Here is a 21488-nt window from a genome sequence, read left to right as displayed (position 1 = left end):
TCAGATGGGGGGCTATCATAGCGCAGGGCTGAATAGGAAAGAAGCAGGGGGAGACAGGGAAATCCTGCCTCCCCCCGTTTTTTATGAAAGGAAATATGAATGTGTCAGCCAGAGGCCATACAACAAACTGGGCCAGGCGAGCCAGGGGTTGAACAGCACACGTCCGGGCAGGCTTTTCAGATGAAAGCCAAGCCCGTTAAGTACGCCACAACAGACGGCCCACATCAGCCAGGGAGCAAGCCAGAGACCATGCTCGCTGGTGTTGGCCGCGATCAGATTGGGGGCCTGTAAAATAGCGACGGCCAACAAGGCCGCCGCGAGTAACATCAACCCCTGCCACGGCTGCCGCTCCAGTGGAGCGGCCAGCCTGGCGAGTCGATCACTTGTTTTCATCGATCTGACGATCCATGTTCTCGGTGTGTTCCAGCCACAGCGCATTGATGATGCCAAATGCACAGGCCAGCAACAGCCCCAGGATCCAGGTGAAATACCACATTGTCAGCGCACCTCTTAATAGAGAGATTGTTGGTTATCTTCGATGTGCTTGTTGGTTACCCGGCCAAACATCTTGATGTAAGTCCAGATGGTGTAACCCAGCACAATCGGTACGAAGATCGCTGCAGCCACAGTCATCACCTGCAAGGTGTTGAAAGAGGCGGTAGCATCCCACATGGTCAGGCTCAGTGACGGCTCAAGGCTTGAGGGCATCACGAACGGGAACATGGAGAAACCGGCAGTGAGGATGACCCCGGCAATCGCCAGCGAGGAGCTGGTAAACGCCAGCCAGCCGATGTTCATGCGGGCAAACAGCGCAGTCAGCAGGCTCATGGCCAGACCCAGTACAGGGGCAGCCACCATCCACGGATAGAGGGTGTAGTTGTTCATCCAGGCACCAGCCTGCAGGACAACTTCCTTGTTCATCGGGTTGGATACTGCGTCAGTCGCGGCAGCCTTGACGATGACATACCCTTCCATACCGCTTACCCACCAACCCGCGGCAGCAAACAGCACCAGAGTCAGCAGTGAGCAGATCATGGCGGCAGTACGGGAACGTGCCAGCACTTCCCCGTCGGTCTTCATCATCAACCAGGTTGCGCCCTGGGTGAGCAGCATGAACAGGCTCACCAGACCAGCCAGAATGCCGAACGGGTTAAGCAGGCCGAAGAAGTTGCCGTGATAGGTCAACATCATGAACTGGTTAAACTCGAACGGAACGCCTTGCAGCAGGTTGCCAAAGGCCACACCAAAGACGATGGGCGGTACGGCGCTACCGGCGAACAAGGCCCAGTCCCAGTTGCTGCGCCATTTTGCATCAGCACGCAGCGAGCGGTACTTGAAACCGACCGGACGCAGGAACAGCGCCATCAAGGTCAGGATCATGGCGATGTAGAAGCCGGAGAAGGTCGCGGCATACACCATCGGCCAGGCGGCGAACAAGGCGCCACCGGCAGTGACCAGCCAAACCTGGTTACCTTCCCAGTGCGGCCCCATGGTGTTGAGCATCACGCGGCGCTCGACATCTTTCTTGCCGACGAACGGGAGCAGTGCGCCTACCCCCATGTCGAAGCCGTCAGTGATGGCAAAACCGATCAGCAGTACGCCGACCAGAGCCCACCAGATGACACGCAGAGTTTCGTAATCAAACATGGTCGCTCTCCTTATGCCTTGATCTGTTCAAAGTGATACTTGCCAGTCTTCAGGCTGCTGGGGCCAAGACGGGCATACTTGAACATCAGGTACATCTCGATAACCAGAAGTACGGTATAGAACAGGCAGATACCGATCAGAGAGAACCAGATCTCGGCTGCAGGCAAGTTGGATGCAGAGAGGGAAGTCGGCAACACCTCTGCAATGGTCCACGGTTGGCGACCATATTCGGCAACAAACCAGCCAGCTTCGATGGCGATCCACGGCAGCGGGATACCCCACAGCAGAGCCTTGAGCAGCCACTTGCGCTGGCCGATCTGGTGACGGGCACTGTCATAGAAGGCCATACCAATCAGTACCAGCATCAGCATGCCGACGGCAACCATGATGCGGAAGGCGAAGAACAGCGGCAGAACCTGCGGGATGGAGTCATCCACGGCGGCCTTGATCTGCTCGTCGGTAGCATCGGTCACATTGCTGGTGTAGCGCTTGAGCAGCAGACCGTAGCCCAGATCCTGCTTCACTTCGTCGAAGCGAGCGCGGGTCTCGTCAGACTTGTCACCGGATTGCAGCTTGGTCAGCAAGTCGTAAGCGGTCATACCGTTACGAACGCGCAGTTCGTGCTCGCTCTTCAGATCCTTCAGACCGGTTACCTGACCGTCCAGAGAACGGGTAGCGATAATGCCCAGTGCATAGGGGATCTTGATGGCGTAGTCGGTGCGCATCTCTTCCTGATTCGGAATACCGAACAGGGTAAAGGCGGCCGGAGCAGGTTCAGTCTCCCACTCGGCTTCGATAGCGGCCAGTTTCACCTTCTGCACTTCACCGGTTTCGTAACCGGATTCGTCACCGAGGATCAGCACGGACACGATGGAAGCCATACCGAACGCAGCGGCAATGGCGAAGGAGCGACGGGCAAACGCCACATCACGATTCTTCAGCAGGTAGTAGGAGGAGATACCCAGCACAAACATGGCGCCACAGGTATAGCCAGCCGCCACAGTGTGGACGAACTTGACCTGAGCAACAGGGTTGAGCACCACGTCAGCGAAGCTCATCATCTCCATCCGCATGGATTCGAAGTTGAACTCGGCACCGACCGGGTTCTGCATCCAGCCGTTGGCGACCAGGATCCAGAGGGCGGAGAGGTTGGTACCCAGCGCCATCAACCAGGTGGCAGCCAGATGCTGATGCTTGCTCAGACGATCCCAACCAAAGAAGAACATACCGACGAAGGTGGACTCCAGGAAGAAGGCCATCAGCCCTTCGATAGCCAGCGGGGCCCCGAAGATATCGCCGACATAATGGGAGTAGTACGCCCAGTTCGTCCCGAACTGGAACTCCATGGCCAGACCTGTGGTGACCCCCAGGGCAAAGTTGATACCAAACAACTTACCCCAGAATTTGGTCATGTCCCGGTAGATGGTGTTGTTGGTCATCACATAGACGGATTCCATGATCGCCAGGAGAAAGGCCATTCCCAGCGTCAGGGGTACAAACAAAAAGTGATAAAGGGCCGTCGCAGCGAACTGGAACCGCGATAGGTCTACCACATGCTCAGCAATCATGATGTTTCCTCACCGATTATTGGCACGGCTATTTTAAGTTTTAAGCACAAAGCTTCCGTTGGGGGTTATCGAATGGGCCCCGTTGAGACGGATCACAACAAAACACTTTCAGTAACCACCAATATTAACAACAAGGCAACGCGAAAACACAAACAAAGCTAATGTTTAACAATTAAAAAACAATAAGCTTCAATTTATTCTCGCTCATTATGACCGGGTTTTTATATCACCTTTATTTGATTGAAATCAATGTAAAAGGACCCGCCATACATGGCTTTCAAAGCCATGTTTAATCTATTTCACGATTATTGAAGCGAGCCAGATCACAAAAGATGACAATGCGTAAAATATTGATTTAAATCAATTTAAGAATTTAACACCCGGCCACCCCATTTAATTTGAAAAATGTCGATGACGCGCCTTTTTCCATGTTATCCAGGTCAGGCGAACTGATTCGAAAACTCAATTTAAAACTACAAACAATGCATACTCATGCGAACCAATTTCATCAATCACTACATTAGATAAACTAATTTGAAGGTTGCAATTTTTCTTGTTTGCCCGGGCCGATACGAGCTCCTACAATGCGCCTCGCAGTGAGGGCATACCCTTGGATACAGGCCGGTTAATCCGGGTTCACGGTACGTATTCGACCATCAATTTGAACCTGTCTATTGGAATCGAAGATGAAAAAGTTTGTTGCTAAAACCATCCGTTACTACAAGCTTTCCTTTGTTCAGCTCTATCAACTGAACCGACTCTGAGAGCTCGCGACGGCTCACCTGTTTATTTTCCGGTCTGTGTCCAGACGCACTCACTGTCTGTGAACATCCATCCTGAATTGTCTTTGCCCACCGCATCCGCCGTGGGCTTTTTTTTGCCCGGATAACAAAAAACCGCCTTTGACGGCGGTTTCATGTTCAAACGACTGTTTTTACTTCTCATCTGGTCGCTGAAGACCGAAATGAGCGTAGGCTCGTGTGGTCGCAATCCGTCCTCTGGGTGTACGTTGCAGATACCCTTGCTGGATCAGATAAGGCTCCAGCACATCTTCGATAGTATCTTTCTCCTCCCCGATCGCGGCGGCCAGATTATCGAGACCCACAGGCCCCCCCATAAACTTGTCTATCACAGCCAACAATAACTTGCGGTCCATGAAGTCAAAACCTTCGTTATCGACATCCAGCATGTCCATGGCGCGGGCCGCGATGGGGCCATCGATCCGGCCATCGGATTTGACCTGGGCGAAGTCACGCACTCGTCTTAACAAACGGTTAGCAATCCGCGGCGTACCACGAGAGCGACGAGCGACCTCAATGGCACCATCTTCCGTCATATCTAGCCCCAGACAACGGGCACTGCGGGAGACGATATCGGTCAGATCCTTGACGTTGTAGAACTCCAACCGCTGGACGATACCGAAGCGATCCCGCAGCGGGCTGGTGAGTGAACCAGCCCGGGTGGTGGCGCCAATCAGAGTGAAGGGAGGCAGATCCAGCTTGATGGAACGAGCCGCTGGCCCCTCCCCGATCATGATGTCGAGCTGGTAATCCTCCATCGCCGGATAGAGCACCTCCTCCACCACCGGGCTGAGGCGATGGATCTCGTCGATGAACAGCACATCGTTCGGTTCGAGGTTGGTGAGCAGCGCCGCCAGATCCCCCGCTTTCTCCAGCACCGGGCCGGAGGTGGTCTTGATATTGACCCCCATCTCGTTGGCGACGATGTTGGCGAGGGTGGTCTTGCCCAGACCCGGCGGACCGAAGATCAGCAGGTGATCGAGCGCTTCTCCCCGCTGACGGGCCGCTTCGATAAAGATCTCCATCTGTTCGCAGACGGTATCCTGACCGGTGTAGTCAGCCAGCTTCTTGGGGCGGATAGCCCGGTCAATAATGTCATCCTCACGGGCAGCACTGGCCGAAATGAGGCGGTCTGCTTCAATCATCAACTACCTCATACCAGGCTACGCAGGGATTCACGGATGATATCTTCCACCGACATCCCCTCTTTGGCGATCTTGCTGACAATCTGGCTCGCCTGCTGCGGCTTGTAACCGAGGGCCACCAGCGCACTGGCCGCCTCTTCGGTCACATCCGGTGCCCGCAATTCTGGCTCACTGGCTGGCAGGGTGACCATGGCCGGGGAGAAGAGGTCGTGACTGACCCAGCCCTTGAGGCGATCCTTCATCTCCACCACCAGACGCTCGGCGGTCTTCTTGCCGACTCCCGGCAGTTTGACCAAAGAGCTTATCTCTTCACGTTCGACACTCAGCACGAATTGGGTAGCTGTCATGCCGGAGAGAATAGCCAGCGCCAGCTTGGGGCCGACTCCGTTGGTCTTGATCAGCTCGCGGAACAGCGCCCGCTCCTGTTTGTGGTTAAAACCATAGAGCAAATGGGCATCTTCCCGCACCACGAAGTGAGTGTGGATGGTCGCCTCCTTGCCGATCTCCGGCAAATCATAGAAGCAGCTCATCGGCATATGAACCTCGTAACCAACCCCGCCTACTTCCAGCAAGACCTCGGGGGGCTGCTTCTCAATGACAATGCCTCTCAAGCGACCAATCACGGCTCTCTCCTCACCAATACAACTATTCGCAAATTGGCTCATAGCATAAAGAATAACTGGATAAGTATCCAGCATAGGGCAGCAACCCCCTGGTATCCGGAGAAGCTTTTTCGCAAATTGGCCACCATGCTTGATCTGGTTCAGCCTGCGTGTACGGGATGTTTCTGCACCGTACCGGACTCCGACTGGGCATGAGCCACTACACTAAATCCGTTCGGAACCGAAATTGATGCCAATGCAGATACCAAGGAAGGCCATCATATGAAAATTGTTACCACCGCCAATCTGGGTCTTGCCATCTTGCTCGGCTGCACGCTGGGGATGGGGGTCGTGGGCTGGTATGGCAGCCAGCGGCTGGCCGGCCTGCTCACCTATGTGTTGGGAAGCGCCTGGCAGACCGCCGATGGCGCCATGGAAGGCTCCATCGAACTGGGCAATCAACAGTTACAGATTCAGAAGATGCAAAACGGCACCCCGCTCAATCGCACCGAGCTTGATGCCGCCAAGGCGGCGACCGATGATGCGCTGGCCCGGGTCAGCCAGGGTCAGCTCATTGATGGCGCAGTCCTGGCCACCATGGAGCAGCAGAAGCTGGCCTATCAACAACAACAAGAGAAGCTGTTGACGCTCTATCACGCCTATACCGAGGTTGATGAGGCGCTGCATCACAACGCCGAGCTGATGGCACGACTCTCGACCCAGCTGGAGGTGATTGGCGATGGGGCGGTAGAGGTGCTGACCCAGGCCCCCGACCAGACCATCAGCTGGAACAGCGGCCTCTCCACCCGCTGGGAAGCGGCCGACGGGGGAATGGAGTCCAATATCGGCTTTTTGCGCCAGCTCTATGCGCTGGAGAAGATGCGCAGACAAGGGGTAACGGAGGCGATCAAGGTCGAGCTGAAAGAGGCGACCGATTTCTATCACGAAGCGATCGACAGCATGCTCGGTACCGGGCTGTTCGATATCGAGGGAACCGGCGAATTTGCCGGCAAGCCGCTGGCGACACAGTATCGCACCCTGTTGGCCCGACATCAGCAGCTGATGGGGCAGTGGATCGAGGCGCTCGGCAGCTATCAGGCCCAGCAGGCTCTCTATGAGGCCAGTGCCGACCAGCTACAGCAACAACTGGTTGCCATCGAGGCGAGCGGTGATGCCACCGTCGAGGATCAGGTAGTCCAGCTCAACGGCATCATCAGCCAAACCCGCACCCTGCTGCTGGGCGGCCTGTTGCTTAGCCTGATCATGGTCACCCTCTGTGGCTTCTGGCTGACCCGCAAGCTGGTCACCCCGCTGCTGCAAGTGGACAAACGGATGCAGGATATCGCCGCCGGCGAGGGGGATCTCAACGCCCGCATCAACCTGCAGCGGGATGACGAGATAGGCTCGCTGGCCAACAGCGTGGATCGCTTCATCGAGAAATTGCAGAAGATGATCAGCTCCACCATGGACAACAACCGGCACATCAGCGAACACGTTCACACCTCGGTCAACCGGGTGGAGGCGATCAGCCAGAGCAGCCGCCAGACCGCCGAACATGCGCTGGCCCTGCATCAGGACAGTGAACAAATGGTACAAGTCGCTACCGGTATTTCTGACAACTGCAGCATGGCGGCCCACAATGCCAACGAGGTGCGCCAGCTAACCACCGAAAGTAGCCAATATGTCGCCTCTGCCAGTGCGGGCATGCAGCGGGTGGTGCAGGAGGTGGGCGAGTGCGCCATCGCCATCAACGCCCTCAAGGAGCAGGCGGGCCAGATCGGCCAGATCATCTCCACCATCAGCGAAATCTCGGAGCAGACCAACCTGCTGGCCCTCAATGCGGCTATCGAAGCAGCCCGCGCGGGGGAGATGGGACGTGGCTTTGCTGTGGTCGCGGACGAGGTGCGCACCCTGGCCAATCGCACGGCGACATCAAGCGCCGAGATCAGCCAGGTGATCAGCAGCATCCAGCAGCAGACCGAGAGCGCCTACCTGATGATGCAGCGCAACCTCAAGACGGTGGAGTCCGGCATGCAGGACTCCGAGAACACCAAGCAGATCCTGTTCAAGGTGGAAGGCGCCATCGACCAGCTGGCCGACATGGTGCAGCAGGTGGCCGTAGCCACAGGTCAACTGTCACACACCCTGAGCCACTCCTCTGACAAGGTCTCCGGCATCAGTCTGCAAGCCAGAACCGGCGAACAGGAGGCGCAGGAGTGTCTGCAACTCGCCTCCTCGCTCCATCAGGCCAGCCTGCTGCAACAGCGCCTGCTCTCCCAGTTCAGAGTCTGAGCCCCTCCAATAGTAAAGATGCCACTCATATGAGTGTCATCTTTTTGTTACCGGTCGCTCATTCCTGCCGCCTTAACTTCCTCAACGTCCTATGGCCAGTTGAACAGCCAGGCTCAGCATGATGATGCCAACCAGCAGATCGATCCCCTGCTGCACCCGGCTGCGGGCCAGCCAAGGCGCCAGTGCCGCTGCACCCAGCGCAAGCGAGTAAAACCACACCAGCGAGGCCAGCATGGCCCCCGCAGCAAAGGCCGGACGCAGGGACTCGCTCACCTGACAGCCAAGGGAGCCGAGCAGCATCAGGGTATCGAGATAGACATGGGGATTGAGCAGGGTGACCCCTAGCGTCATGGCCAGTACGCTTCTGGCTCTCATCCGTTGCGAAGAGTCGGCCAGTCCGCCCTCCTGTCCATGCCAGGCGCTGCGCAGGGAGCGAACCCCAAACCAGCCGAGAAACAGCACGCCGCCCCAGGTAAGCAGCATCATGCCAATCGGGCTGGCAGCCAGCAGATTGGCTCCGCCAAATACCCCTATAGCGATCAGAATGAGGTCGCAGAAACTGCAGAGTGTGGCGCTCAGCAGATGGTGATTGCGATGGATGCCTCTGCTCAGCACAAAGGCATTCTGGGCGCCGATGGGGATGATCATGGCAAGACCTATGGTGAAGCCTTGCAGGGTCGTGGTCAGCAGCATGGAAAGTTCCGTTCGAAGTGATGAATGAACGGCACTATAGCGAGCCCTGTTCCCTCTTAGAAATTCATTGATTTACTGGTTCATTCATTTTGCTAATGATGAAGCTTTTCTATTCAATCCCTTGTCAATTACCGGATCTGACAATTGTGACCCTCATACAGCAGCAGGAGAATCTGTGGCATGTGAGACTCGGACTACTGCAACACTCGGGGAAAATTGGTGACCACCACCTGCTCCAGATTGGGCAACAGCAAGCCGGTCCCCACCCCCTTGGCAATGGCCTGGTAGCGGTTCATGGAGCCGGTTTTGCGGGTGACCTGATTGAGGTGGTAATTGACCGTGCGCTCCGTGATGCCGAGGATGCAGGCTATCTCGCAGGAGGTCTTTCCTTCGCTGGCCCAAAACAGACACTCGGTTTCGCGCTCGGTCAGGGGCTCTTTGCCCGCACTGTCCATCATGCTGAAACGCACCACCCGGATTGCGGCATCGAAGATGTAGTTCGACATCCATGAGAGGATCGGCGACGACTCCAGCAGCAGATCGCTCGAGGCCCGCTCGGACGTGATAAAGGAGAGGATCCCGTTCTCCCCGGCGGCACCGTGCAAGGGGAAGGAGATGCCGTTGCGCAGCCCGAACTCGGCTGCCAGCCCCATCACATCCATGCTTCCCTCTTGCAGAAAGCTTGCTCGCTCATCGAGGCGATTCCAGTAGATGGGCAAGGTCTGCTTGCGCGCCAGCTGGATCACCGGATCACATGCCAGCATGTTGTTTTCGGTATAGGCCTGCACCCAGGAGTCAGGGCAGTGATTGAACAGCACCACCTTGGGTCTTTGCATCGACATCGGCAGGATCAGCGCGAAGCGGTAGTAGTCGTAGCCCATCCCGAGCGTGAAGTGACCGATCAGCTCGGCCAGACGGTTGCCATCCGTCACCGAAGTGAAATGTTCGAGATACTCAAGCAGTTGGTCTCTTTTCATATGAAAGCCCCCTTGGCCAGACATGTGATTATAACGGCGAATAGCAAGACAGAGGGCCCATAATGTTGGTTTTCAAAGGAAAATTGAGAGAGCATCCACGAAATGAGGTAGAGGATGAACTCTATCGCTTTCGAAATCGCGTCTTTTCCGACCGGCTCGGCTGGGATGTAGAGTCCCATCGGGGACTTGAGCGTGACAGTTTTGATACGCCAGACACCCATTGGGTGCTGATCGAGGATAAGCAAGGGCTATGCGGCTGTATTCGCCTGCTCAACTGTGCCGATGCCTATATGCTGCCCACCATCTTCCCCACCGCCCTTGCCGGTGAAAGTGCACCGCGTACCCCCGATGTCTGGGAACTGACCCGTCTTGCCATCGATGCCAGCCGTGCTCCGCGGATGGTCAATGGCGTCAGCGAGCTCACCTGCGTCATCTTTCGCGAAGTCTATGCCTTCGCCCATGCTCACGGGATCCGTGAGCTGGTCGCTGTCGTCAGCCTGCCGGTAGAGCGCATCTTCCGCCGCCTCGGCCTGCCCATCGAGCGCCTCGGCCATCGCCAGGCGGTGGATCTGGGGGCCGTGCGCGGGGTGGGGATCCGCTTCCATCTGGATGAACGCTTCGCCCGTGCCGTTGGCAAACCTCTGCTGGGCCACTATCAAACCAGCCACTCTCTACTGCAGCAACCATCACCGGCGCTGGCAACGCAGCCATAAAAAATCCCGGGAAAACAGACCCGGGATAAACAGATCGCTATGAGCCCGCAGGCTAACCCATGGGTCAGCGGGCAGTATCCTCCCTCAACAACCTGATCACTACTGTCAGAAATCACAGCGTAACGGCCCTGTCGCCACCCATTGTTGTCCCCTGCCGAGTGACGTAGAGTCAGCCCAGAAGCAACGCAAGGGAGGGAAGATGAAAGAGCTGGACTACAAACTGCTGCGGGCACTGGATGCGGTATTGCAGGAGCAGAACTTCGAGCGGGCCGCCAAATCACTGCACATGACCCAGTCCGCCATCTCCCAGCGGATCAAACTACTGGAGCAACAGTTTGCCGAGCCGCTGCTCATCCGCAGCCAGCCGTTGCAGGCGACCCAGCTCGGCCAGAAGCTGCTGGCACACTATCGTCAGGTCCACCAGCTAGAGCTGGAACTGGCTGGTGAGCTGGCTCCCGCCACACCACAAGCACCCATCCGGATCAGTATCGCCGTCAATGCCGACAGCCTGGCCACCTGGTTTCTGCCCTCGATTACTCCCTTGCTTGAGCAGCATCCCATCGAACTCAACCTGCTGGTGGATGACGAGTGCCGCACCCTCGACAAGGTGCGCGAGGGACAGGCCTTCGGCGCGGTCAGCCTGAGCCCCCAACCGCTGGCTGGTTGCTGTGTCGACGAGCTGGGTGAGATGAACTATCTGCTCACCGCCAGCCCGGCCTTTGTGGCTCGCCATTTTCCTCGCGGTCTGACCCGGGAAGCACTGGCCAAGGCACCGGCAGTAGCGTTCGATCAGCGAGATGACATGCATGTAAGCTTTATGAGGGAGCAGTTCGGGCTGGAGCCTGGCGGCTACCCCTGCCATACGGTTCATTCGTCGGAGGCCTTTGTCGCCATGGCCGAACAGGGAGTGGCCTACTGTCTTATCCCGGAATTACAGATCAGGAGACAACTGGAGAGTGGCTCACTGGTCAACCTCAGCCCAGAGCGCATCCTGACGGAGCGACTCTACTGGCACCGTTGGGTACTGGAAAAAGGGGTACACAAACAGCTCTCTTTACGGCTCATCGACTATGCCCGCAGCTCTCTGAAACCACGCTGATCAGGCCATTCACCTTGGCTTTGCAGGGCTAAAAACGTATAGTGCTGGGCGTTTCTTCATCAGGTCTCCACTCAGGTTCCCCATTTATGTTCCAAGACAATCCGCTGCTGGCCCAGCTCAAGCAACAAATCCGCGAAAACATCCCGAAGAAAGAGGGTGTGATCCGCGCCTCGGACCGGGGCTTCGGCTTTCTGGAAGTCGATGAGAAGACCAGCTATTTCGTGCCGCCTCCCTACATGAAGAAGGTGATGCACGGTGACCGGGTGACCGCCCTGATCCGCACCGAAAAAGAGAAGGAAGTGGCCGAGCCGGATACCCTGCTGGAGCAGTCCGTCACCCGCTTCGTGGCCCGGGTCAAGATGTTCCGTGACCGCCTCAACGTGGTTGCCGACCATCCGCTGATCAAGGATGCCATCAAGGCCCGCGTCAAGAAGGGTCTGGATGAGAAAGAGTTCAAGGAAGGTGACTGGGTGGTGGCGACCCTCAAGCGCCATGCGCTGGTCGACGGCAACTTCTCTGCCGAGATTATCCAGAAGATCGCCGCCCAGGAAGATCACAATGTGCCCTGGTGGGTGGTGCTGGCGCGCCACAATCTGGCCCAGGTCGAGCCGGCTGACTTGCCGGAGTGGAAGGTGATCGAAGAGGAAGAGCTGCCCCGTCGCGATCTGACCGCAGTCCCCTTCTTCACCATCGACGGTGCCAAGACCAAGGATATGGACGATGCGCTGGCCATCACCAAGCTGGACAACGGCTGGGAGCTGCTGGTCGCCATCGCTGACCCGACCGCCTATGTGGCCGAAGGGAGCGAGCTGGACAAAGAGGCCGCCCAGCGCGCCTTTACCGTCTACATGCCGGGCCGCAACGTGCCGATGATCCCGCGCACCCTCTCCGACGAGCTCTGCTCCCTGAAAGAGGGCGAGGAGCGCAACACCCTGTGCGCCCGTCTGCTGATCGCCGAAGATGGTCTGCTGCTGGAGGAGACCGAGTTCTTCGCCGCCCGCATCTGCTCCCACGCCCGTCTCAACTATGACGACGTCTCCGACTGGGCTGAGCATGGCAAAGAGCTGGCTATCGACGCAGGTGTGCTGGCCCAGCTGCCGCTGATGAAGGCGATGACCGAAGCACGCATCGCGTGGCGCACCGAGCATGCGCTGGTATTCCCGGATCGTCCCGACTACGACTTCGAGCTGGGCGAGAATGGCGAAGTGCTGGCTATCCACGTCGAGCCGCGCCGCATCGCCAACCGCATGGTGGAAGAGTCGATGATCGCCGCCAACATCTGCGCCGGTCGCGTGCTGGGCAAGAGCGTCGGTTACGGCATCTTCAACGTTCACACCGGCTTTGACGAAGAGTCCCTCGACGGCGCCATCGACCTGCTGAAAAGCGCCGAAGCCCCGTTCGAGCGCGACGAGATCGCCAGCCTCTCCGGCTTCTGCGCCCTGCGCCGCTGGATCGACAACCTCGACACCCGCTGGCTGGATGGCAAGATCCGCCGCTTCCAGAGCTATGCGCTGATGTCCTCCGAACCGGGCGCCCATTACGGTCTGGGTCTGGATGCTTACGCCACTTGGACCTCCCCGATCCGCAAATACGGCGATATGGTCAACCATCGTCTGCTCAAAGCCGTCATCGCCGGCAAGACCCCGGGTGAGCGCCCGAGCACCGAGCTCACCGAGCACCTGACCGCCTGCCGCCGCCTGCACCGCATGGTGGAGCGTGACATCGGTGACTGGCTCTATGTCCGCTACCTGAAGGCCGATGCAGGCACCGACAAGGTGTTCAACGCCGAGATCATCGACGTGATGCGTGCTGGCCTCAAGCTGCGTCTGCAGGAGAATGGCGCCGTGGTCTTCATGCCTGCCCGTCATATCCTCGACAACAAGGATCGCCTGGAGTGCAACTGGGACAATGGTCGCGTCTATCTGGACAAGACCGAGGTGGTCTACGAGCTCGGCCAGCTCATCGAGGTGAAGCTGACCGAAGCGGTGGAAGAGACCCGTTCCCTTATCGCCAAGCCGGCGGTAGATCTGGTACCGGGTCCGGCACCGGAAGCCCCGGTCGCCGAGAGCACACCTGCGGACGTAGCCCCCAAGGCTGAGTAAGCCGCACAGAGTCATCTCATCTGCCCGAGAGCCCGCCATTGCGCGGGCTCTTTTTTGCCCCGCATCTGCCATACACGCTGCCACAAGTGGCGCCACTACGCACAGTTTTCGCCACAGTTGGCAGTAAAAGCAGTGAATGTTTCCACGCATAACGTGGAATGCAACCAATATGTGCGACACCTCTCCTTTCTGACATATTAATCAAAGAGAAATATGTTTATACTCGCTTGGGTACAATCCAAGGGATGCTGGTATGCAGGAATGGGACCCGGAACACTTCACCAACTTCGCTCAGTTATGCGAAGTGAGCCTCGCCACCATCCGTGAAAAAACCGATGCCGAACGCCTCTACCTCTGGCTGAAAGCCCCCGAACCGCAGCTCTACAGCTTTCAGCTCGATAAGGGGCTGACTACGCTTGATCTCGCCCATCTCGGTCAACTGACCCTGCCCCACCATCTGCTCGACAAGGCGATGGACAAGGGGCAACTGGTGATCGAGCAGATCTACCAGCCGCCGGACTCTGGTGAGAATGTCGAACCAGCCCAGCAACGACTACGCGCCTGCTTCCCCCTCAAACGCCATATGAGCCTGGAAGGGGTCATCTATCTGGAGACCCACCGCCGTATCGACCGCCTCTCTGCACGCCAGCGTCAGGGGATCCAGCTGCTGATCCACTATCTGACCGCCGAATTGAGCAACCACCTGCTATCCAGCCAGGTCAATCAGGAGCGGGATCAGCGGCTCCATACCCAGACCGATCTGGTGCAGAGTCAGGCGCTGCAGGGCTCTTTTCTCACCATGTTGCAGGCGCTGCACATGGTCAGCGTCACCCTCTCCCGCAGCCGCAGCGAGAACGATCTGCTGCGGGACGCCGTGCTTCTGGCCCGCAAGGAACTGCAGTTCGATCGGGTCGCCATCTTCCTGATCGAACCCGATGGCAAGACCATGCGCGGCACCTGGGGCACCAGCGAAGAGGGAGAGCTGGTAGACGAACATGACTTTGTCAGCCCCATTCCGGAGCACCCCACGGTGCAGGAGGCACTCAGGCGTAAGGACTACGTACTGGTGCTGGAAGATACCCCCCTCTACTACGAGAAACAGCAGGTAGGTCGTGGCTGGAACGCCATGGTTTCGCTGTGGGATGGCACCACTCCCATCGGCTGGATCGCCGCCGACAACCTGCTCTGTCACCGACCACTCAAGGCTTATCAGAGCGAGATTTTCAAACAGTACGCCGCCATCCTGTCACAGTTACTGATCCGCCAGCGCACCCAGGAGCAGTTGGAAACCCTCAACCGCCAGCTGGAGGAGCGGGTTGCCGAACGCACGATACAACTGGCCGAAACCAATCGGGCACTGGAGGAGGCCAATCACCGCCTCTCCCTGCTCTCGCTGGAAGACCCTCTGACTGGTATCGCCAATCGGCGCCAGTGGGACATCACCATGCAACGGGAATGGGAGTGGGCACGGCGCACCCAAAATCCGCTGGCGGTATTGATGATCGATGTCGACGACTTCAAGGCCTATAACGATCACTTCGGTCATACCAAGGGGGATGAGTGCCTGCAGCAGGTAGCCCGAGTACTGCGGGAGGCCGAGCGACGTTCTACCAATCTGGTGGCTCGTTATGGCGGAGAAGAGTTCGTCATCCTGCTCTGCGCCCCCCAACCCGGTGAGGCCGAACAACTGGCCGAGAGGATCCATGATGGCCTAACCCGATTAAAACTGCCCCATCCCGCCTCGCGGGTTGCTGATTTCATTACGGTTAGCATAGGCTTTAGCTATCTGGTTCCCTCCCTGAACGAGGCATGGCAGAGTCTGACCGAACAGGCCGATCAGGCGCTCTACCACGCCAAGTCTCAAGGACGGGCGCGCACTCTGGCCTATCGGTGATCCCATGCTGTTGCGTCGTTATCCCATCTTCAATCGCCGCCTGGCCCTGGTGGCCTACGGCATCGATTATCTGCTCGGCTCACCGGACGAGTGGCCCTCGCTGGCACAACATTGCCGCCTGCTGGCACAAGGGCGCCAATATCTGGTGCCCTTCACCCACGAACAGCTCGATGAACAGCGCCCCCTGCTGTTTGATCAGGATGCGATCCCGCTGGTCGAAGCCTCCAGCGAACGGCTACCAGCTTCCTTTCCGGTGCTGGAACAGTGGCGAGACAGTCGACGCCGGCTTGCCGTACACGGGGTCAGCCGTGAGCCACGCTGGCTCGGTGCCAGCCGTCTGCTGGTATTCTGGATGGGCGAAGAGGGGATCTGCCAGCCCACCGAACACAAGCGGATGGCCCTCGATATCGAAACCTGGGAAGACTTTCTCCCGCTGCGAGAGGCCGGAGTCGACTTCTTTGCCGGTGGTTTTCTCGCCCGCCCCGAGCTGGTCAATCAGCGTGCCACCCAGCCCGACATGGCACTTGTGCAGCAGATCCTCCAGCTCATCTGCCACGAGGAGTTCTCCTTTGCCCAGGTGGCCCGCCTGCTGGAGCAGGATGCCTTGCTCCCGGGCCAGCTACTCACCTATGTCAACGCCCCCGGCTTCGATCATGCCGCCCCCATCACCTCGGTTTCCCGCGCCCTCTCCTATCTGGGAGAGCAGGAGATCCGCAAGTTTGTGCTGATCAACGGCCTGGCCCGGGTAAGCCAGCATATGCCGGAGGCCTCTACCCGGATGGCCATCGCTCGCGGTCGCTTCTGTGAACTTATCGCCCTCACCGCCCTAGACAAACGCGAAGCAAGCTGGGCTTTTCTGGTAGGGCTGGTACTCGATGGTTCCCTGCTATCGGAGTCGCTGAAGGCCCACCTGCCCAACAACGTAAAACGAGCCATCGAGCGGCACGAAGGGCCGTTGTTCCACCTGTTCCAGCTGGTCAGGACCTACGAACAGGGCAACTGGGCCCTGCTGGAGCAGCTGGCACCGAAATACCAGCTCGACCCGACCAGACTCACCCCCGTCTATTTTCAGGCGCAAATGTGGGGGCAAGCGTTTCTCACCTGCTAGGTGATGGCGAGGCGGGGAGCCACTGGCTAGAATGGGCTCCCTTTTTTCAGAGACAGACCCCGCACCATGACTCTTTCCGGATTCCAAGGCCTGGTCTTTGACCTTGATGGCACCCTGGTCGACTCCATGCCGCTGCACCTCGCCGCCTGGGAGCACACCGCCCGCGAGTTTGGCTTTCACTTCGATGCCGACTGGTTCTATGAGCTGGGTGGCATGCCGAGCCGCAAGATCGCCCTGCTGGTCGCACAGGAGCAGCAGATCCCCCTCGATCCGCTCGAAGTCACCCGCTGCAAGACCGCCCACTATGTGGCCAACCTGCACAAGGCGACCGTGTTTCCGGCCATGCAGGCGCTGGTCGAGCGCTATCATGGCGTCATCCCGATGGGGATCGGCACCGGCTCGCCTCGTGTCAACGCCGAAGCGGTGCTGCGCAACACCGGGCTGGATCGCTACTTCTCAGTGGTAGTCACCGCAGACGATGTGGAGCTGCACAAGCCCAATCCGGACACCTTCCTGCTGGTCGCCAGCAAGTTGGGGGTCGCGCCATCAGGCTGTCTGGTGTTTGAAGATACCGGTATCGGGGTACAGGCCGGAGAGGCGGCGGGTATGCAGACCTGCATGGTCAAAGAGGGTCAACCGGTCGGCATAACCGCGTAGTGCGTAAAAAAATATCGCCCTGCAAGGGGCGATAACCGGAACCGGCTCTCATACGGGACATGAATGAAAATGAGAGCAGGTTCCGTCAGCCGCTGACGCAGGGCGCGTCAACGGGGAGTGCGGGGCAGACGATTACTCGTTGTTGCCGCCGCCCTGATTGTCGTCATAACGACCCGGCGCACCATGGGGGCGCGGCGCCATGGAGACACGCGGCTTGCGAGCACGCTGGATGTTCACCTGCGGACGGCCGGTGTGCATGGCGATGGTGGAGATCTTGGCCTTGTAGACCAGCTGCTGGTTGCCGTGTGCATCGGTCAGCAGCACGCTGTACTGGTCAAACCCGCTGATGGTGCCTTCGAGCTTGATGCCGCTCACCAGAAAGATAGCGACCTGACTGCGGTTCTTGCGCAACCAGTTGAGGGCAGAATCTTGCCCGTTCCCGAGGGAGAAGGCTTGCTCAATCGTGGAGTAGCTTGGGGATTCAGTTGTCATAAATTATTGTCCCGCGGAAAAAAAGTGGCGTTTGATTGTGCTAAATGGGCACTGGCTTGTCAAAGTCATTCTCACTCCCGCCAGCAATAGCGGCCTCCGGGGGCTGGTCGCTGACCAGCACAACTGCGATAATCGCCAGCTCTGGCTCCACCATGGGCCTTATCTGGGGTTTTATCTTGCATCCGGTTTCACACCACCACCACACCACCTATGTCCATGATGCCACTGCCTGCGAAGAGTGTGACCTGCTGATACCGGCCACACCGCTCGAGGTGGGACAGGCCAGCTGCTGCCCCCGTTGCGGACACACCCTGAGTCGCCACCTGCCACAGCAGGAGTTGCGGCCGATCTCCTACGGGTTCGCGGCACTCATCATGTTCGTGCTCGCCAATGCCTTTACCTTTATGTCCTTCTCGGCCAAAGGGGTGGGCCAGGAGATGACCTTTTTGCAGAGCATCACCACCCTGGTGGATGAGGGCTATCTGTTTCTCGGCGCGGTACTGAGCCTGACCCTGATCGGCCTGCCGCTGGTTTATATGGGGTCCATCATGCTGGTGCTGTGGCGGGTCGATAAAGATCTGCACAGCAATGCCCTGCGCTCCCTCGGCCGTCTGCTCTGCCGGATCAAACCCTGGCTGATGGTGGATGTCTTTCTGGTGGGGGTGCTCATCTCGCTGGTCAAGCTGATGGGAATGGCCGACATCAAGATGGGGCTGTCATTCTGGGCTTTCGTCGGCTACACCGTACTGCTTATCAAGATGATCTCCTCACTGGATCAGATGTGGCTGTGGCAGCGGCTGTTCGGCCCGACCGAGGCACGGGAGATCGACCCGGAAGCGGGCGCGCTGGAGTCCGGTCTGGTGGGCTGCCATATCTGTGGCGCCCTGAGCGAGGTGGGCAGCCACAGCTGCTCCCGCTGCGGCGGCAAGCTGCATGCCCGCAAGCCGGGCGGCCTGAACCGTACCTGGGCGCTGCTGTTTACCTCCGCCATTCTCTACATTCCGGCCAACGTCTATCCCATCATGGATACGGTGTTTCTCGGTGATGACAGCCCCTCTACCATCCTCGGCGGTGTGGTGCTGCTCTGGGCCATGGGCTCATACCCCATAGCGGCGGTGATCTTTTTCGCCAGCGTGGTGGTGCCGCTGGTGAAAATACTGGCGCTATTCTGGCTTTGCTATATGGTGCAGCGCGGCAATGTCACCTCCCCCCTCGGCAAGCTCAAACTCTATCGCATGACCGAATTTGTCGGACGCTGGTCGATGATCGACGTCTTCGTGGTGGCCATTCTGGCGGGCCTGATCCGGCTCGACAATCTGATGACCATCTACCCCGGCCCTGCGGCCGTTGCATTTGCAGGTGTGGTGCTGATCACCATGGTCGCCGCCATGAGTTTCGACTCCCGCCTGATCTGGGATTTACAACAAGGAGAACGCGAACGTGAGTGAGCGTAAAAAAAGGTGGAAACCGGGCTCTGACTTTCTGAGCTCTGCCGCCGCAATCTGGATGGTGCCCCTGCTGGCGCTGTTCATCGGTCTCTGGATGCTGTTCCAGCACTGGTACTCCCAGGGCCCCAGTTTCACCCTGACAGTCGCCACTGCCGAGGGCATAGTCGCTGGCAAGACGGTGATCCGCTCCCGCGAAGTGGACGTCGGCCGCATCGAGGCCGTCGAGCTGAGCGATGACTACAGCCATGCCGTGCTGAAAGGACGGCTGACCAATGCCGCCTCCGGCATGTTGCGCGGTGACAGCCAGTTCTGGGTGGTCAAGCCCAGAGTGGGCCGTGAAGGGGTATCGGGTCTGAGCACCCTGCTCTCCGGCGCCTATATCGAGCTCGCCCCCGGCAAGAAAGGTCGGGCGCGGGACGAGTACGCCATGCTGGACAAACCGCCGCTCGCCTCCCTCGATGCCAAGGGGCTGCGTCTCACCCTCAGCAGTCGCGACACTCGCGCGCTGGGAGAAGGCTCCCCCATCAACTATCAGGGCTTCACCATAGGTCAGGTGGAAGAGGCGAAGTTCCTGCCGGAAAAGAGCGAGATGCAGTATCAAATCTTCATCCACGCGCCCTATGACATTCTGGTGAGCAGCAACTCCCGCTTCTGGATGACCCCGGGCTTCGAGGTCTCCATGAGCAGCGAGGGGATGAAGGTGAAGATGGATTCGCTGGAGAGCCTGATCGATGGCGGCATCACCATGGGTCTGCCACCCGGTTGGGCGCCTGGCGAGCCGGTAAAACAGATGGAAGGGTTCACCCTGTTCCAGGATGAGGCGAGCGTGCTAGCCGGTAGTCTGGATCAGTTCATCGACTACGTCTTCCTGTTCGATGACAACGTGGGTGGCCTGCACCCGGGCGCGGCAGTACAGTATCGCGGTATCCGGGTTGGTACCGTCATCTCCGCCCCCTACCTCATCGAGGACAAGGGCGTGCAGATCTTCAAGAGCCGCCAGATCCCGGTGCTGGCCCGCATCGAGGTGCAGCGCCTCTCCCACCGCTATGCCAAGGCGGAGAAGGATCAATGGCGTGCCCTGTTCGGCAAGCAGTTCAAGGAGGGGTTGCGTGCCAGCCTCAAGACCTCGAGCCTGCTGACCGGCGGCAAGATCATCGATCTCAACTTCTATCCGGACGCGCCACGTTTCGAGCAGGCCAAGCTGGCCGGTTATCAGGTCTTCCCCACCGTGCAGGGCGGGCTGGATCAGATCGAGCGCAAGGTGAACCTCATCCTCGACAAGTTTGTCGATATGGACATGGCAACCACCCTGACCAAGGTCAACGGGTCACTCACCACCCTGGATGGCACCCTGAAGAACATCAGTGCAGTCAGCGCCAACCTGAACAAGCTCACCGCCAAGGATTCTACCCAGCAGCTGCCCGCCTCGCTCAACGAGAGCCTCAAGCAGTTGCAGGAGACCTTGCAGGCCTATGATGCCCAGTCGCAGACCAATCAGGACCTGCGTCAGTCGGTGCAGACCCTCAATCAGTTGATGCGCGAACTGCAGCCGCTGGTGCACTCCCTCAACGAGCAGCCCAGCTCGCTGATCTTCGATCGCGCGCATCCATCGGACCCTGAGCCCAAGCGAGGCAAACAATGAAAAAAGAGATCCTGACGCTGGCCCTGCTGGGGCTGCTGGCGGGTTGCAGCAGCCAGCCGAGCCTGCACTACTATTCGCTCGATGCCGACAGCCAGCAACCCGTGACGGCGCCGGCCCAACCGCAGCACCAGCTGGTGCTGCGCCCGGTGGCGCTGGCCAGCCAGCTCGACCGGATCAGTCTGGTCTATCAGCTGGAAGGGCAAGAGCTGCACTTCACCGAGTACCATCGCTGGGCCGGTGCGCTGGACGATCAGCTCAACCAGCTCACCCTCAACGGCCTCTCCACCCGCCTGCCGGGCTGGGTGGTACGGCAGGATGGCGCCCGCAAGGGGCCGGTGCTGACCATTCTGGTGGAGCGCTTTCAGGGCCGTCATGACGGCAGCGCCGTGCTGAGCGGTCGCTGGCGCCTGCTGGCGGAAGATGGCACCGTGTTGCGCGATGCCCCCTTCCGTCAGGAGCGAGTGCTGCCAGCAGATGGCTACAACGCGCTGGTGAACGAGCTGGGTCAGGGCTGGCAACAGCTGCTCGACCAGATTGCCACCGAGGTGCGCAAGCAGGGTTGAGCACATCAACCTGCGAGCATCAGATAGAAAAAAACGACGCCAGCTG

Annotated in this window: 19 protein-coding genes; 10 read left to right on the top strand and 9 right to left on the bottom strand. The window is 58.7% G+C overall.

The features are described 5' to 3' along the window. Positions 1–81: 81 nt before the first annotated feature. From G5182_RS09445 to ruvA, 6 genes are all read right to left on the bottom strand, one after another. A complete protein-coding gene (locus G5182_RS09445) occupies positions 82–393 on the bottom strand; it encodes a cyd operon YbgE family protein (protein ID WP_041202810.1) in 312 nt (103 codons plus the stop codon). After that, the gene (gene cydX / locus G5182_RS09440; RefSeq protein WP_005304933.1) at positions 380–496 is read right to left on the bottom strand and encodes a cytochrome bd-I oxidase subunit CydX; all 117 of its coding nucleotides are present in this window, start codon (positions 494–496) and stop codon (positions 380–382) included. The genes G5182_RS09445 and cydX overlap by 14 nt, the downstream gene beginning before the upstream one ends. A gap of 14 nt (positions 497–510) precedes the next feature. After that, positions 511–1647, bottom strand: coding sequence for a cytochrome d ubiquinol oxidase subunit II (gene cydB, locus G5182_RS09435; protein WP_005335741.1), 1137 nt, complete (start codon positions 1645–1647; stop codon positions 511–513). Positions 1648–1658: 11 nt separating this feature from the next. Further along, the gene (locus G5182_RS09430; RefSeq protein WP_227341407.1) at positions 1659–3215 is read right to left on the bottom strand and encodes a cytochrome ubiquinol oxidase subunit I; all 1557 of its coding nucleotides are present in this window, start codon (positions 3213–3215) and stop codon (positions 1659–1661) included. A 934-nt stretch (positions 3216–4149) separates the two neighbouring features. After that, on the bottom strand, positions 4150–5160 hold the full coding sequence (gene ruvB / locus G5182_RS09425; RefSeq protein ID WP_005335744.1) for a Holliday junction branch migration DNA helicase RuvB: 1011 nt from the start codon (positions 5158–5160) through the stop codon (positions 4150–4152). An 8-nt stretch (positions 5161–5168) separates the two neighbouring features. Further along, positions 5169–5783: a Holliday junction branch migration protein RuvA gene (gene ruvA, locus G5182_RS09420; RefSeq protein WP_227341408.1), complete on the bottom strand. Its 615-nt coding sequence runs from the start codon at positions 5781–5783 to the stop codon at positions 5169–5171. Positions 5784–6044: 261 nt separating this feature from the next. Here ruvA and G5182_RS09415 point away from each other — a divergent pair, with 261 nt between their 5' ends. Continuing rightward, a complete protein-coding gene (locus G5182_RS09415) occupies positions 6045–8054 on the top strand; it encodes a methyl-accepting chemotaxis protein (RefSeq protein WP_227341409.1) in 2010 nt (669 codons plus the stop codon). A gap of 81 nt (positions 8055–8135) precedes the next feature. On the opposite strand, the gene lysE is transcribed toward G5182_RS09415, so the two are convergent. Further along, positions 8136–8747, bottom strand: a complete 612-nt coding sequence (gene lysE / locus G5182_RS09410; protein ID WP_227341410.1) for an L-lysine exporter — start codon at positions 8745–8747, stop codon at positions 8136–8138. Between the two features lie 194 nt (positions 8748–8941). Then, positions 8942–9724 (bottom strand): LuxR family transcriptional regulator, encoded by a 783-nt coding sequence (locus tag G5182_RS09405; RefSeq protein ID WP_216952064.1) that lies wholly within the window; start codon positions 9722–9724, stop codon positions 8942–8944. 62 nt (positions 9725–9786) lie between these two features. Here G5182_RS09405 and G5182_RS09400 point away from each other — a divergent pair, with 62 nt between their 5' ends. From G5182_RS09400 to G5182_RS09375, 6 genes are all read left to right on the top strand, one after another. After that, positions 9787–10437 (top strand): acyl-homoserine-lactone synthase, encoded by a 651-nt coding sequence (locus G5182_RS09400; protein ID WP_216979493.1) that lies wholly within the window; start codon positions 9787–9789, stop codon positions 10435–10437. A gap of 199 nt (positions 10438–10636) precedes the next feature. After that, a complete protein-coding gene (locus tag G5182_RS09395; RefSeq protein ID WP_216979494.1) occupies positions 10637–11536 on the top strand; it encodes a LysR family transcriptional regulator ArgP in 900 nt (299 codons plus the stop codon). An 86-nt stretch (positions 11537–11622) separates the two neighbouring features. Continuing rightward, positions 11623–13638 carry an exoribonuclease II gene (locus G5182_RS09390; RefSeq protein WP_216952067.1) on the top strand — a complete coding sequence of 672 codons (2016 nt, stop codon included), beginning with the start codon at positions 11623–11625 and terminating at the stop codon, positions 13636–13638. Between the two features lie 253 nt (positions 13639–13891). Then, positions 13892–15532, top strand: coding sequence for a GGDEF domain-containing protein (locus G5182_RS09385; RefSeq protein WP_227341411.1), 1641 nt, complete (start codon positions 13892–13894; stop codon positions 15530–15532). A 4-nt stretch (positions 15533–15536) separates the two neighbouring features. Continuing rightward, entirely contained in the window at positions 15537–16640 is a 1104-nt protein-coding gene (locus G5182_RS09380) for an EAL and HDOD domain-containing protein (protein WP_216952069.1), read from the top strand. A gap of 66 nt (positions 16641–16706) precedes the next feature. Beyond that, positions 16707–17297 (top strand): HAD family hydrolase, encoded by a 591-nt coding sequence (locus tag G5182_RS09375; protein ID WP_201998107.1) that lies wholly within the window; start codon positions 16707–16709, stop codon positions 17295–17297. 132 nt (positions 17298–17429) lie between these two features. Here the strand turns inward: G5182_RS09375 and hfq are convergent, their stop codons facing one another. Next, a complete protein-coding gene (hfq, locus tag G5182_RS09370; protein ID WP_005335772.1) occupies positions 17430–17789 on the bottom strand; it encodes an RNA chaperone Hfq in 360 nt (119 codons plus the stop codon). A 176-nt stretch (positions 17790–17965) separates the two neighbouring features. Here hfq and G5182_RS09365 point away from each other — a divergent pair, with 176 nt between their 5' ends. Genes G5182_RS09365 through G5182_RS09355 form a run of 3 tightly spaced genes read left to right on the top strand, consistent with a single transcriptional unit; the run spans position 17966 to position 21442 of the window. Next, the gene (locus G5182_RS09365) at positions 17966–19237 is read left to right on the top strand and encodes a paraquat-inducible protein A (RefSeq protein ID WP_227343104.1); all 1272 of its coding nucleotides are present in this window, start codon (positions 17966–17968) and stop codon (positions 19235–19237) included. Beyond that, positions 19230–20879, top strand: coding sequence for an intermembrane transport protein PqiB (pqiB, locus tag G5182_RS09360; protein ID WP_005335774.1), 1650 nt, complete (start codon positions 19230–19232; stop codon positions 20877–20879). Before G5182_RS09365 ends, pqiB begins: the two co-directional genes overlap by 8 nt. Then, positions 20876–21442 (top strand): PqiC family protein, encoded by a 567-nt coding sequence (locus G5182_RS09355; RefSeq protein WP_158112728.1) that lies wholly within the window; start codon positions 20876–20878, stop codon positions 21440–21442. The genes pqiB and G5182_RS09355 overlap by 4 nt, the downstream gene beginning before the upstream one ends. Positions 21443–21488: the final 46 nt, after the last annotated feature.

The organism is Aeromonas sp. 600948 (genome assembly GCF_049174875.1).
GTDB classification, from domain to species: domain Bacteria; phylum Pseudomonadota; class Gammaproteobacteria; order Enterobacterales; family Aeromonadaceae; genus Aeromonas; species Aeromonas veronii_A.
This window is presented reverse-complemented; position numbering and strand designations above follow the sequence as displayed.